This window comes from Puniceibacterium antarcticum, assembly GCF_002760615.1.
Taxonomy (GTDB): Bacteria; Pseudomonadota; Alphaproteobacteria; order Rhodobacterales; family Rhodobacteraceae; genus Puniceibacterium; species Puniceibacterium antarcticum.
This window is the reverse complement of the sequence record NZ_AWWI01000016.1, coordinates 1-13,659: the sequence shown is the minus strand read 5'-3', so window position 1 is coordinate 13,659 and position 13,659 is coordinate 1. Positions and strand designations below refer to the sequence as shown.

At 59.9% G+C, this 13,659-nt stretch carries 14 protein-coding genes and 2 pseudogenes; 4 read left to right on the top strand and 12 right to left on the bottom strand.

The genetic code is table 11. From position 1 onward, the window contains the following. The first annotated feature begins 22 nt into the window (after positions 1-22). Positions 23-436 carry a VOC family protein gene (locus P775_RS00790; RefSeq protein WP_099909174.1) on the top strand — a complete coding sequence of 138 codons (414 nt, stop codon included), beginning with the start codon at positions 23-25 and terminating at the stop codon, positions 434-436. A gap of 82 nt (positions 437-518) precedes the next feature. On the opposite strand, the gene P775_RS00785 is transcribed toward P775_RS00790, so the two are convergent. The 3 genes from P775_RS00785 to P775_RS00775 form a co-directional block, all read right to left on the bottom strand. Then, positions 519-1,817, bottom strand: a complete 1,299-nt coding sequence (locus P775_RS00785; RefSeq protein ID WP_099909173.1) for a TRAP transporter large permease — start codon at positions 1,815-1,817, stop codon at positions 519-521. 40 nt (positions 1,818-1,857) lie between these two features. Beyond that, positions 1,858-2,415 (bottom strand): TRAP transporter small permease subunit, encoded by a 558-nt coding sequence (locus P775_RS00780; RefSeq protein WP_099909172.1) that lies wholly within the window; start codon positions 2,413-2,415, stop codon positions 1,858-1,860. A gap of 68 nt (positions 2,416-2,483) precedes the next feature. Continuing rightward, positions 2,484-3,467, bottom strand: coding sequence for a TRAP transporter substrate-binding protein (locus tag P775_RS00775; protein WP_099909171.1), 984 nt, complete (start codon positions 3,465-3,467; stop codon positions 2,484-2,486). Positions 3,468-3,778: 311 nt separating this feature from the next. Between P775_RS00775 and P775_RS28690 the strand changes: the two are divergent. After that, positions 3,779-4,059, top strand: a pseudogene (locus P775_RS28690) (IS3 family transposase); the annotation flags it as partial. Between the two features lie 69 nt (positions 4,060-4,128). On the opposite strand, the gene P775_RS00765 reads toward P775_RS28690, so the two are convergent. From P775_RS00765 to P775_RS00725, 9 genes are all read right to left on the bottom strand, one after another. Then, the gene (locus tag P775_RS00765) at positions 4,129-4,890 is read right to left on the bottom strand and encodes an SDR family NAD(P)-dependent oxidoreductase (RefSeq protein ID WP_099909169.1); all 762 of its coding nucleotides are present in this window, start codon (positions 4,888-4,890) and stop codon (positions 4,129-4,131) included. 18 nt (positions 4,891-4,908) lie between these two features. Next, a complete protein-coding gene (locus tag P775_RS00760; RefSeq protein ID WP_099909168.1) occupies positions 4,909-5,895 on the bottom strand; it encodes an acetamidase/formamidase family protein in 987 nt (328 codons plus the stop codon). A gap of 44 nt (positions 5,896-5,939) precedes the next feature. Beyond that, on the bottom strand, positions 5,940-6,653 hold the full coding sequence (locus P775_RS00755; protein WP_099909167.1) for an ABC transporter ATP-binding protein: 714 nt from the start codon (positions 6,651-6,653) through the stop codon (positions 5,940-5,942). Continuing rightward, complete coding sequence (locus tag P775_RS00750; RefSeq protein ID WP_099909166.1) at positions 6,646-7,365, bottom strand: ABC transporter ATP-binding protein; 720 nt, start codon at positions 7,363-7,365, stop codon at positions 6,646-6,648. The genes P775_RS00755 and P775_RS00750 overlap by 8 nt, the downstream gene beginning before the upstream one ends. Continuing rightward, complete coding sequence (locus P775_RS00745) at positions 7,362-8,447, bottom strand: ABC transporter permease subunit (protein ID WP_099909165.1); 1,086 nt, start codon at positions 8,445-8,447, stop codon at positions 7,362-7,364. Before P775_RS00745 ends, P775_RS00750 begins: the two co-directional genes overlap by 4 nt. Then, positions 8,444-9,316, bottom strand: coding sequence for an ABC transporter permease subunit (locus P775_RS00740; RefSeq protein WP_099909164.1), 873 nt, complete (start codon positions 9,314-9,316; stop codon positions 8,444-8,446). Before P775_RS00740 ends, P775_RS00745 begins: the two co-directional genes overlap by 4 nt. Before the next feature lie 75 nt (positions 9,317-9,391). Further along, complete coding sequence (locus P775_RS00735; RefSeq protein ID WP_099909163.1) at positions 9,392-10,633, bottom strand: urea ABC transporter substrate-binding protein; 1,242 nt, start codon at positions 10,631-10,633, stop codon at positions 9,392-9,394. A gap of 49 nt (positions 10,634-10,682) precedes the next feature. Then, the gene (locus P775_RS00730) at positions 10,683-11,297 is read right to left on the bottom strand and encodes an ANTAR domain-containing response regulator (RefSeq protein ID WP_099909162.1); all 615 of its coding nucleotides are present in this window, start codon (positions 11,295-11,297) and stop codon (positions 10,683-10,685) included. Continuing rightward, positions 11,294-12,448 (bottom strand): transporter substrate-binding domain-containing protein, encoded by a 1,155-nt coding sequence (locus P775_RS00725; RefSeq protein ID WP_099909254.1) that lies wholly within the window; start codon positions 12,446-12,448, stop codon positions 11,294-11,296. Before P775_RS00725 ends, P775_RS00730 begins: the two co-directional genes overlap by 4 nt. A 466-nt stretch (positions 12,449-12,914) precedes the next feature. On the opposite strand from P775_RS00725, the gene P775_RS29655 reads away from it, so the two are divergent. Continuing rightward, positions 12,915-13,241: a transposase gene (locus tag P775_RS29655; RefSeq protein WP_143520752.1), complete on the top strand. Its 327-nt coding sequence runs from the start codon at positions 12,915-12,917 to the stop codon at positions 13,239-13,241. 153 nt (positions 13,242-13,394) lie between these two features. Then, positions 13,395-13,659, top strand: a pseudogene (locus P775_RS00720) (transposase); the annotation flags it as partial.

Sequence of the window (13,659 nt, the reverse complement as noted above, 5' to 3'; positions counted from 1 at the left end):
GACAACCAGAAAGGACACGACCATGAAATCCCTCTTTCACCTCGCCATACATGTCACCGACCTTGACGAGACACGCGCCTTTTACGGCGATGTGCTTGGCTGCAAGGAAGGCCGCTCGACCGACACATGGGTCGATTTCGACTTTTTTGGGCATCAGCTGTCGATGCACTTGGGCGAGCCGTTCAAGACAACCCGCACGGGCAAGGTCGGCGATCACATGGTAATGATGCCGCATATGGGCGCTGTGCTGAGGCTGGACGATTGGAAGGCGCTGGCCGAACGTCTTGAGAAGAAGGGCGTCACATTTGATATCCCACCTGTTATCCGCTTTGAGGGTGAACCGGGCGAGCAGCGCACCATGTTTTTCTTTGATCCCTCGGGCAACCCGATCGAGTTCAAGGGATTTGCAGATTTCGACGGCCTGTTCGCAGTCTGAGCAAAAATTTCGCGTCTAAGCAGAAAGCCCCCGGGGATGTATCCGCCGGGGGCTTTTGTGTATTTTCTGCTGATGTCCGGGGTCAGCGGCGCATCATATCCGGGACAAGGCTGACGATCTGCGGAAATACCGCGATCAGGAAGACAAAAGCTGCCATGATCAGGAAGAATGGCATGGTCGCACGCGTCACCTTGCCGATACTGTCGCCCGTCAACCTCTGTATCACGGTCAGGTTGAAACCCACAGGTGGCGAGATCTGCGCCATTTCCACGACGATCACGATGAACACGCCAAACCAGATCTTGTCATAGCCTGCCGCTTCGACCAGCGGCAGGGTGATCGGTAGGGTCATTACGATAATCGCCATGCCCTCCATCACCATACCCAGCAGGATATAGAACACGAGCAGCACCGCAATCAGCATGAGCGGCGACAAGCCCCAGCCATTGATCACCCCTGCGATATAACGCGGCAGGCCCAGATAGCCGATCGCGGTGGACAGGAACATGGCGCCGATCATGATCAGTCCAATCATGGCGGTGTTTTCGGCAGCCTGACGCGATGCGCTGAGCAGCCCCCTGAGGTCAAGTTTGCGTTGCGCAAAGCCGATCACCATAGAGCCGATCACACCTGCTGCGGCGGCCTCGGTCGGGGAGGCTATGCCACCATACATGGAGCCTATCACGAAGAAGATCAGCAACAGAAGTGGGCCCAGATCAACAAGGGCGCGCAGTTTTTCGAGAAAGCTGGTCGGGGGAGGGGCGGCACCAACCTTCTCGGGCGACAGAACAGCCTGCAAACCGATATAGCCCATATAGGCGGCGGCCAGAAGGATGCCGGGCAGGATTCCCGCCATGAACAGGCGCAGGATCGATTCCTCGGCCATGACCCCGTAAATGATCATGATCGTCGAGGGAGGGATAAGAAACCCCAGTGTTCCGGCCCCAGCCAGCGAGCCGATTACCAGATTGCGGTCATAACCGCGCTTGAGCAACTCGCCGGCAGTGATCCGGCCCACGGTCACTGTGGTTGCAGCGGAAGAGCCGCAAACAGACGCGAACAGCGTACAGCCCAGCACATTGATATGCGCCAGCCGTCCCGGTACGCGCCGCAGCCATGGTGTCAGCCCGGTGAACAGCGACGCAGAAATGTTGGTGCGAAACAGAACCTCGGCCATCAGGATGAACAGCGGCAGCGCCAAAAGTTCGGGCGAGGACAGAACATTCCAGGATTGCTGCGCGAGCAGCTTCACAAAGGGCATCTGCGGACGGAACAGTTCGAGGATCACCGCCCCCGTCGCGATCAGGCCGAGGCCGATCCACAGGCCGGATCCAAGCAGCAGGATCATGATGCCCGCCAGGCTGGTTGCAATTTGCGTCATCGCAGATCCTTTCAGAAGGGGTCTCTGCCCGCTTCGGTCTTCATTCTATCGCGGCGCCTTCGGCGAGACGTTCGCCGCGCGCCAGTCGAAGCAGTTGCGCCAGACACTGCAGGGTCAGGATGATGGCTCCCATGGCAACAAGGCTCTGTGGCCAGGCAAGCGGTGTGCGCATGACAGTGGCAGAGGTCGACCCACGCTGAAACGACAGCAGGGCCATTTCGCTCAGTGCCCAGGCCAGTGCCGCGCAGGTTGCCAGTCCGGCGAGACAGGCGCCGAATTCAAGAACCCGTGACGCTGTGTGGGGCACCGTTTCCAGCAGGGCAGTGACGCGGACATGCGCACCGTTGCGCAACGCATCCGCAGAGCCCATCATAAATGCGGCGCCCATGGCATAGGCTGCATAATCCCACGAAAAGGCTAGCGAGCTGCCCAGCAGATTGCGCGAGATTATTTCCGCCGTGATCAGCCCGAGGATCATCAGTAGGGCAAGACCTGCGACAAGATTGGCAAACCGGGTCAGCGCATCAATAGGGACGATGATGGCGTCAAAGGGTTGGCGTGGCAGCGTATCAGAGCTTTGGTCCGTGACGTTCGCCATCGTTGAGGGCCTTTTCAAGCTTTGAGAAAGGAGTGGCCGCGCCAGATGTCCGGGCACGGCCTGCTGGATCACTCTCCGCGTACGGCGAGATAGTCGTCAATCACCGGCGCCGCCTCTGGAACGCGCTCCTTGAACGCCTCCCACAGCGGACGTGCCGCGTCCATCAGTTCGGCCTTGAGGGCCGGGGAGGGGGAGGAGACGGTCATGCCGTTCTCTTTCAGCGTTGCGATCTTGGCGACGTCTTCGCGGGCGGAGTTCAGCCAGAAATCACCCTCAAGCGCGGCGGCGGTGGTTTCGATGGCGGTCTGATCTTCGGGGTTCAGGGCGTTCCATGCGTCAAGGTTGACCGTGACAATGTTGGACGAGGCTTGCCAGTTGAAAGTGCTCATGTTGTCCAGGAATTCCCAGAACGCACCATCCACTCCGGACGAGGACGAGGTTGTCACGCCCTTGATGGTTCCGGCCGCCAATGACGGTACAACCTCGCCCCAAGGCATTTGCAGCGGCGCCGCACTGAGTGCCTTGAAGAAAGCGTCGCCATTGGCGTCGACAACGCGGATGGTCAGACCCTGAAGGTCGGCAAGTGTGTCGATCTTTTGGGGGGAGTAGACCGCCTGACCCGGCCAGGGTACCATATAAAGCAGCTTTTGGTTCATGTCCTCTGCGATCTTTTCGACCATCGGGCGGTAGAATTTGTGCAGCAGGGCGAGGTCGGGCAGAGTGGGCGCAAGGAAGGGCAGGGTTTCGACCCCAAGCGCCGGATTTTCGCCAACCTGCTGGCTCATCAGTATATCTGCAATCGGAACCAGACCGTCGCGCACGGCGGCCATGCCCTCGGGTCCCTTTATTCCCAGCGCGCCGCCAGAGTGAACTGTGATCTGCACCTCGCCATCGGTGGCTTCCTTGACCTGCTCGGCAAAGGCAATTGCGTTCTGGGTATGAAAGTTCCCTTCGGGCCAGACGACGGACATATCCCAGTTTGTTTCTGCGGTGGCGGCCGTGCCCAGCAGGAGGCTGACAGCTGCGGCGCTGAGCCCGATTGCATATTTCATTTCTCAAACCCTCTTTGATATCCCGGAAGCGACCCCTCTGAGAGCGGCCCATGATGCTTTCAGTATACCACATGTATCCACAGTGAAGTGTTGGGATAGGGCAATGCTGCGCCGTACAATGAAAGACCATATTTTGAGCTAATTTAAGCTCCACATGTGTTAAAATAGGCGAAAAAGACACAAATGGATTTCCTGTGTCTTGTCCGCTTAAGATCGCGAACAGCTCAGTGAATTACTCATTGCTCGCCAAAGAAACCTCTGGCGGCTGCACGCGGCGCAGACTCAGCGAAAAAGATTGAGACTTTGAGTGGAAATACATCAGCGAACAGTTCCAGCGCCTGTTGGCTGACAAGGGAATCGCCGACTCAATGAGCCGGGTCGGGCAAGTCTGGGGCAATTCAATTCGGCGATGGAGGGTTTCTACAGTTCGTTGAAGGTCGAGTGGGCGGCCCGCAATGTCACTCACATCCGGGATGCAGCCCGTGCTGACGAGTGCAACCACGTGAAGCGCTTCTACAATGCGAGGAGACGCCATTCGAAGATGGGGTATCTAAGCCCGATGGCGTTCGAGAAGCGAGCTATGCAAACCTAACCCGGTGGCCATAGAACCGGCAGCAGCTCGGCCGGACCAACTGTAGAACAGAGCGGTCCGGCACTGTGATCAGAGTTGCACGCCTTTGGTAAGTGCCCCGTCAATGACGAGGTTGGTACCTGTGGTAAAGCTGGACGCCGGGCTGGCGAGGAAGACGACGCCGCGCGCAACTTCTTCAGGCTTGGCCATGCGGCCTGTGGGGTTCAGGGACAGCGCCTCGGCATAGAGGTCCGGCATGTTCTTTTCGATGTTCTGCCAGATCCCGCCGTCGAAATAGGTGTTCCCCGGCGAGACGGTGTTGGCGCGGATGCCCTTGCCCGCAAGCTTGAAGGCCAGCCCCTGGGCGTAATGGGTGATCGCTGCCTTAAACGCGCCATAGGCCGGGCCGGTGAAGTCGATTTCGCGCCCGGACACCGAGGAGATCAGCGTGATCGAGGCGGCGTCGCTTTTTTCAAGCCAGGGCATGGCGGCATTCACCAGACGCACGGAATGCATCATGTCGGTGTCGAAACCGGCCTTCCAGGCGTCTTCGTCATCTGCCACAGCGAGGGCCGAGACATTGCCAATCACTATGTCGATCCCGCCGAGAGTCTCAGCGGACTGGGCGACCCATGCTTCGAGGGCTGCCTTGTCCGAAACGTCTACGGCGGTTCCCATGGCTGTCGCGCCAGTGGCCGAGAGCTTGCCCACCGCTGCATCGACATCTGCGCCGGTACGGGCGCAGATCGACACTGCGGCGCCTTCGGCAATCAGGATTTCGGCGCAGCGCAGGCCAATGCCCTTGCTGCCACCGGTGATGAGGGCACGCAGCCCCTTCAGACCCAGATCCATCTGTTCAGCTCCTTGCGTTTATTTCAGGTATTTCTTTTCGATGCCGGCGGCGAGGCTGTATTTCGGGTCAACCATATTGCCCAGCCGCACCTTGCCGCACATCGTCAGCAACATGTAGGCGTCAGATTCCGATTGTCCTGTTTCGGCAGCGACCCAGCGCACCAGTTCGCGGTAGGCGATGCGGGCGGCGTCTTCCATCGGGCGGGCGGAGCCGATGAACATCATCTTGTCCTCGGTCTCAAGCTGCGGCCAGGAGTTTCCGTGTCCTTTGATCAGGTCGATGTGGATTTCCACGGTGGCCGGGATTTCGAGGGCGACACCGCAAAGTTCGCCGTCCCCCTGAATGGCGTGGCAGTCGCCAAGGTAAAGATAGCCGCCCTCGGTGTTGACCGGCAGGTAGATGATCGAGCCGGGTGCCACATCCGGCACATCCATGTTGCCGCCGTAATAGTCAGGCTGCAGAGACGATATCGCCTCGATCTGGGGCGAGGTGCCGATGGTGCCGATGAAAGGCTCGTAGGGCAGGGTGAGGGTGTCGGACCAGTGAACGCCGTCTTCGTCCACGACGACCTTTTTCACCTTTTCGGGCAGGGGCGCATTGAGCAGGGCCGTATCACCCGTGGCGACGAGACCGCCGAATTCGCTCAGCATGCAGGTGGTGCCGACGGGCTGTGCCCCGCGCGGGGTGATCGAAATGATGCGCACGGCAAGCGCATCGCCCTTTTCCGCGCCCTTGACATAGATCGGTCCGGTCTGCGGGTTCAGGAATGGAAAGTTCAGCAGAGACGAGGGGTTGTCCACGACTTCGGTGATTGCGCCCTCAAACGCGTCGTGGGTTTCGACGGTGACCACGGCGCCCGGTTCAACCTCAAGCACCGGTGTTGCGTAGGGGCCGTAGACGTAGTGGAATTTGCCCTGATCTTCGATGGTGATCTTGTGGCGGGCGCCTTCGACGCCTTTTGCGACGCCTTTTTGCGCCATGATGGATGTGCTGAGCCAGGACATTTTATGTTCCCTTTGTTTAGGTGTTGTGTGGTGGTCGTCGGGTTTCAGATGGTCAGATATTTGCGCACTTCGCTGCGGGATCGGATTTCGTCGGGGCCGAGATCCGCGACGATGCGGCCCTTTTCCATGACGTGGCCACGGTCGGCGAGCGACACGATCAGGTCAAGGTTCTGTTCGACCAACAGCACGGCCACGCCGGTTTCTGCGTTCAGAGTGCGCATGTTGCGCGCGATATCCTTGATGATCGACGGCTGGATGCCTTCGGACGGTTCGTCCAGCAGCATCAGGGCCGGATTGCCGATCATGGCGCGGGCGATGGCGAGTTGTTGCTGTTGTCCCCCTGAAAGCGTGCCGGCGCGCTGTCGGCTGCGTTCCTTGAGGATGGGAAAAAAGCGGTAGACCGTGTCGTAATCGGGTGTACCGCGCCCCTTGCCGGCCACTTCGCCCACGATCAGGTTTTCGCGGATCGTGAGTTCGGGAAACACCTCGCGCCCTTGCGGGATATAGCCGATGCCGTTGCAGGCGCGGGTGTCCGCGCCATCTGCCGTCGCATCGCGCCCCTGAAACTGGATCGTGCCAGCGCTGGGTTTCAGCAACCCTGTCAGCGTGCGCATCAGGGTGCTTTTGCCCACGCCGTTGCGGCCGACCACGGCCACAATCTCGCCCTTGGCGATGGCCAGATCGACCCCTTGCAGGACGGTTTCGCCGCCATAGCCCGAGCGGAGACCGGAGATTTTCAGAAGCGGCTGATCAGACATCGGCAGTCCCCAGATAGATTTCCTGCACGCCGGGGTGATCAATGATTTCGGTGATCGTGCCCTCGGCAAAGATCGACCCGAAATGCAGTACCGTTACCCGTTTCGCGATTTGTTCGACAAAGGCCATGTCATGTTCAACGGCCAGAATGGTGATGCCACGCCCGTTGAGCTCGTGCAGCATCTCGCCGGTCTTGCGCGTCTCGTCCGGGGACATGCCTGCGGTCGGCTCGTCGAGAAGCAGAAGCTTGGGTTCGACCCCGACGGCCATGGCGATTTCAAGCCATTGCTGCTGGCCGTGGGACAGGATGCCTGCGGGGGTCATCTCTTCTGCGCGCAGGTCGGTGAAATCGAGCATTTCGCGGATGGTGGCCGAGAGGCTGTGACCGTGTAGGTGATCCTGAAACGCGACTTCGAGGTTCTGACGCACTGACAGTGCCTTGAAGATACCGGGCACCTGAAATTTGACCGAGATGCCGCGACGGATGCGCTGGAAGGATCGCAGGCCGGTGATGTCGCTGCCATCAAAGGTGATGGTGCCAGCATCGGGGGCGTGTTCGCCCAGCAGCAGGCGGAAAAAGCTGGACTTGCCCGCGCCGTTCGGGCCGATCAGGCAGTGCATCGCGCCTTTGGACAGGGAAAAATCGATGCCATTGGCCACGACGACCCCGCCAAAGGCCTTGCGCAGGCCCTGAACCTTGAGGATCTCAGTCATGTCTTGCTCCTCTGGAAAAGGCGGCCCAGAAGGGTCATGGCGCCGACGATCAGCCCCTGAGGTGCGGCGAGAACGGTGACCAGCAGCAGCGCACCCATCACGACCAGCGCATACTGGCTGCCATAGATGGTCAGGGTCTGGAAACCTGCCAGCACGACCAGCGTGCCGATCAGTGTCGCGGTGATGTCGCGCCGCCCGCCGACAGCGACCCAGACGATGGGCAGTGCGGCGGATGTCAGCCCCATGCTGGAGGGGGTGATATACTGACCCCAGGCGGTGTAGAGCGCGCCGGACAGGGCGGCAAAGGCACCGCCGATGCCAAAGGCCAGCATCTGATAGAGCCGCACGTCATAGCCAAGCATCCCCACGCGGTGCGGATTTTCGCGGATCGCCACCAGCACATTGCCAAAGGGTGAATTCAGCAGGATGCGCAGGCCGAGATAGCAGATGACGACCAACCCGAGCAGCAGGTAATAAAGCGGTGGGCCGGGATAAAGCACGATGTCACCGCCAAACCACGGCAGGGTGAGGGGCGGCATGCCGGACATGCCGTTGAAGCCGTTCAGGCGCGCCTCTCCGATGCGCCACTGGGGGCCGGCGGTCTGGGCCATGAAGGTTTCCAGCACCAGCGTCACCGAAAGGGTCACGATGCCGATGAACACGCCCTGAATGCGCCCGTAGAACATGAAATAGCCGATCACCAGCGCGAACAACCCGCCAATGGCCACCGACAGCAGCAGCGCCACGATGGTCAGCCCGTAGGCGGTGCCAAGGTTTATGGTGATCACGCCGTAAGCATACCCGGCGAGGCCAAAAAAGGCGGTTTGCCCAAAGCTGAGCGCGCCGGCATAGCCCCAGACGACGCCCAGCCCCATGGCCATGAAGGTCCAGATCAGAAAGTAGGCGGCGTTGCCGACGGTCCAGGCGTCGGCGATCAGCGGATAGGCGGCAGCGACGCCCAGAACCAGCGCGGCGACGGTCCAGAAGGCGGGTCCGCTGCCCATGGTTTGCGGCCCCTCAAGGCGGGAAAACAGTCTGCGAGCGCGGCTGCGCGGTACAGTGTCGGTCGTATTCAGGGTCATCTGGTGGTTCCCTTGAGCCAGCCGGAGAGACCTCCGGGCAGGATGCGGATGACAAGGATGACGGTGACCAGCAGGCCGATCTGACCGAAGAGCTGGCCATACCAGGCCGTCAGCCCCGCCTTGATCAGGGCAAGAATTGCGGCGGCAGGGGCCGCGCCCACAAAGATATCGGCGCCGCCGACAACCACGGTCACAAAGCTTTCGACCATGAAGGTGGAGCCCATGGTCGGCACCATGGTCATGGTCGGCGCATAAAGACCCCCGGCGAGCCCGGCGAGTGCCGCGCCCAGACCAAAGGTCAGCCCGTACATGCGCCCGGTGTTGACGCCGAGGGCATGGGCCATCTGCGGTTTCTGGATCGTCGCGCGGGCGATCACGCCAAAGCGGCTGTGGTAGAAGAGGACGTAAAGCCCGCCGAGCAGGCCGAGCGCGCATGCCATGAGCACGAGGCGGTAAAGCGAATAAGAGCGTCCGCCGACGTCAATACTGCCCAAGGGTGTGCCGACGCCCTGCATGGTGGAGCCAAGCACGATCAGAACGCCCTGCGTTGCAATCAGGCTGATGCCCCAGGTTGCGATGATCGAATCCAGCGGACGGTGATAGAGGTGGCGGATCACCAGCCGTTCGACCAGCATTCCGACCAGACCGGCCACAAGCGCACCCGTGAGGATCGCCAGCGGAAGGGGCAGACCGGCGCGCGCCGCACTGGCCGTCACATAGGCGCCGCACATGATGAATTCGCCATGAGCGAGGTTGATTACCCCCATCATGCCAAAGATCACCGCCAGTCCGGCGCAGGAAATCACCAGAAAGGCAAAGGTGTCTCCGAATTGATAGAGCATGCCAAAGACGCTCTGGAACAGGGCCATCCGCTCGGACTCCTTTTTTTGAAAAATGCGGGTGTGCCGGACAGGGGGACCCGCCCGGCAGGTCTGGTCAGAGGATCACTGCGCCGGGGGCGGCGAGGACGGGGTATACTGCGCGCTTGGATCGTTTTTCGTCAGATCGCAGCCCGCATCGCCCAGCCAGTAGGGTTCGATATCTTCCCAGACCTTGGGGAAGGTGATCGAATGGTCGTCGTTGACCTTGGCCAGATAGATCGTGTGGGACATGTGCTGGCTCTTGGGATCCAGGCAGACATTGCCCGAGGGGCCGTCAAAGCAGACATCGCCTTCGGCCAGAACCGCGCGGACGGCGTCGTGATCGGTGGTGCCCGCCCGTTCGACCATCTGCTTGTAGAGGTTCATCGCGATGTAGGAGTTTGCGGCTTCCTGGTTGATATAGGGCTCATCCGGGAACATCGCGTGAAAGCGTTCAACGAAATCTTTGGATGCGGGTGTGTCGATCTCTTCGATGTAGTTCGTGGTGACATACATGTTGGCGAGGCTCGGCGGGGTAAAGCGCTTGTGCTCGTAGCCCTGACCGACGTTCACCGAAGAGGCCATCGGCAGGCCGACATTGGCCGAAGACGCCTGTTCGTAATAGGAGGCCTGCGCCGCGCCGACCAGCAGGGTCACGACAAAATCCGCATCAGACGACTGGATGTTCTGGATCGTCTGGCCGAACTGAGACACCCCGAGCGGGATGAATTCTTCTCCCGCCATGGTGCCGCCGTTCTCTTCAACGATATTGCGCACCCATTCAGCGGAGATCTGACCAAAGTTGTAATCCGCAGCAAGCGTGTAGACGTTGGGGCCGTATTCTTCCATCATCCACGGGATCAGGGTCGAGAATTGCTGTTCCGGCACGGCGCCGGTGACGATCATGTTGTTGTCGCAGACACCGCCTTCGTACTGGTTGTTGTAAAAGGCGAGGCCGTCAAACTGGTTGACGATGGGCCGGTACGCTTCGCGCGAGGCCGAGGAAAAGCCCGCAAAGACCACATCCACCTTGTCGGACTGCAGCACCCGGCGCATGAATTCCTGATAGCGGCGGTTGTCGGACTGGGTGTCGTAGATCACCAGTTCGACGGGGCGGCCATTGATGCCGCCGGCGTCGTTGATTTCCTTGGCGGCGAGCTGGATGGCATGCACCTTGACCGTGGTGGCAGCGGCAAAGTCGCCGGACTGGTCTTCGAGAACGCCGATCTTGATCGGGCCGTCCTGAGCGAAACCGGGCGCTGCGGCGGCAAGCGCCAGGGCAGCACCGGCCATCAGGCTGGCAAGGTTGGGGCGTGTGCGTGTCATGTGTGTTTCTCCACTGTTGCGTGATTGGTCTGGTCGGGTCGTGCGCCGGTTATTCCGGTCTTGATGCGCGAGTTTTTTGCGGCCCGGGGTGAGGGCCGTCTCCGAGGGCATGTCGCGCCATGTCCTCCATCGGAATTCTGCGTTCCATCGCCTCGCGGCGGAGCCATTCGTAGGCGTCCTCTTCGGACAGACCGCAGAGGGTCATCAGCTGCAGGACAGCTTTCATCACCACACGGCGCCCCGCTAGGCGGCGGCGTAAGGCCAGCATTTCCTGTTCATGGCGCATGCGGGCAGCGTGTTCGTTTACCGCCAAAAGGAGGGCCGTGAAAATGCCGGCACTGCGCACCGGCTTCAGAATGTGGCTCGCGGCTCGGTGGCGGATCACCCGCGCCAACCGGCTGGGGGCCTCGCTTCCGATGATGGCGATCAGCGGCCGCTCGCGCATGACGTGTGCATCCATACAGGTGTCCGCGCCATCATCTGCATCGAATAACACCACATCGAATATGTCGGTGCTGTCGGTGGGCAAGGCCGGACTCTCGGCGATGATGACCTCAAGCCCCAGCTTGCCCAAGGTGCGTTCCAGCGTGTCGCGGCCTGCGTCGGGTGCCATGATCACCAGAGCGCGCAGCCCGCGAAAGTTCTTGAGGATTGAGCGGCTCATTTGATCAGCCTGAGATCGGGGCCGTACTTGTCGTCGGCCTCGTTGACCCAGATCAGATAGGGGTCGGGGCGGACAGCAACGGGATGCTCCATCAGGATGTCAAAGGCGCCGTCGGTTCGTGACCGGCCGATGCGTGGCCGCATCCAGCAATGCAGGTTGTCAGGATCTACCGTAACCCGGCCTTGCGGGGCGTTGAAAGTCAGGCCCCTGACGGCCTCGCGGACCTCCTCGAACCCGTCACTGCCTGCGCGCGCGACGGCGCGGGCCAGAAGATGCACTGCCACATAGGCCGCTTCCGCATCTGCAGACGGTTGCCCCAGATGCCCGAAACGCGGGGTCCAAAGCGCGGCAAATTTTCGATTTTCGGGTGAGGAGATAGTGGAAAAATAGACAGAGGAGGACAGGTGCCCGGACGCAGCGTCGCCTATCAGCGGCAGTTCGGCCTCGGACAGGCTGCAGCTTGCGGCCGGCATTTCGCGAGGCTGGTCGATCCCTGCAGCACTTGCCGCCGCGCGCAGCATGTTCAGAAACACGAATCCCGACTGGCCTATCAGGGTCGTGAACACGAAATCGGGACGGTCGGCGACGATCTGACGGACGATATCTGCCAGATCGGTTTCTCCCACGGGAAAATACCGCTCACCGAGGACTGAACCGCCCGCAGCGTTGATCGCGTCGCGCAGGATTCTGTTGTTTTCCCAAGCCCAGATATAATTCGACCCGACCATCCAGCCGCGTACCCCGAAATTCTTCAGTAAATGGCGTGACAGTGGTATGATGTGTTGGCTTGGCGCCGCACCACTGTAGACGATGTTTTCCGAGGTCTCGAAGCCTTCGTAGTGGGAGGGATACCAGAGCATCGCATCCGACTTTTCGAAAAGCGGTAGCACTTCTTTGCGGCTGGAAGATGTATAGCACCCGATCACGTGACGCAGGCTCTGGTCCTGCAAAAGTGTGCGTGCACCTTCGACATAGCCCGCGAGGTCTCCGGCAGGGTCTACTTCCGCCGGTTTTATGAACACTGGCGCATCTTTGTCAGCGTTGATCTCTTCAATCGCAAGGATCGCTCCTGCGCGCATGGCCATGCTCACAGCCTGATAGGACCCGCTTTGGGAAAAGAGCAGGCCGATTGAAAGGTCGAGACGCCGCATCATTGATCACCAAAAAAGAAAAGCCCCTGCCAGCGGTAATCGCTGCAGAGGCCATGTTGCCTTTCCGCATGATGCGGAAATGTGATTCTAAAATTACGGCGGTCTCGTCATTGAGCCCTTGGCCGAGTGATTAAGACCGTATTAAGAAGTCACAGCATTTGGCAAGAGAATTGACTTGAATGACGTGTTTCTGTCGTCCCATCTGCTTACTTTATGGGCAGATGGCATGGCTGAACATCTTATGTATCTTTTTCCTGCTATAGTTTGACCGTCGCAGCTCTCGGCCAGAACTGGCGACCAGTTGGAATACAGCGCTAAACGCCTTGTGGCACTACCATGTTCTCTGAACCGGGCTGTTCCCGTCTATCTTGGCCTTCCGGCGTCAAGTTTTGCGCGACAGCAAAGCATAAGAAAGAGAAAGTGAGATGATGGTTAAGATCACACTTTTTGGGTTACCCGACCGAACATGTATTTAGCTGCGATTAAGATCGCCGATCAGCAGGCTATTCTGATGTTACATCCAGCCCGGGGTCTTCTGGTGCAGCAACGCACCGTGCTGATCAATGCGCTGCACGCTCATATGGCAGAGTTTGGCAGCGTTGCAGCCAGAGGTCAGAGCAAGATTCGTGAACTCATCGTTGATCTGCGGGATGACCTTCACACCATCCAAGAGATCGCCAGAGCGATTCTTTTTATTCTGTTCCTGTCCGTCGGATCTTTTCGCGCGGCCCCTAGTGTGGGTCCTCGGGGTAGATTCTTCGGCCCGTGGTCAGCGCGCTGGCTGCCAACATGATGCTGGTTCGAGGCGTTTCCGATGTGCCTATCTCATAGGCGTTCTTGCCTTTGCTGGCGCGCGAGGAGTGCAGAGATCTGCTGCAGCAGATTGAGGAAAAAACAGTGCGCATTGACGCGAGGACCAAGAAGGCACATCAGCTTGCTGAAGACGGCGAAACGCCTGCAAACCCTACCAGGCGTCGGCCCTATCACGGCCTTGGCTTTCGAAGCCTTTTCACCGGACATGAAAACCTTCCGGCGTGGAGGGGACTTCTCTGCATGGCTGGGGCTCGTGCCACGGCAGCATTCCTCAGGTGGCAAAGAGCGATTGGGGCGGATCACGAAAGCAGGTCAGGCGGATATCAGGCGCCTGCTCATCATCGGCGCAATGTCACGGCTTAATCGATTGGGTCGATCACGCATCGCGCAAGGGTCGT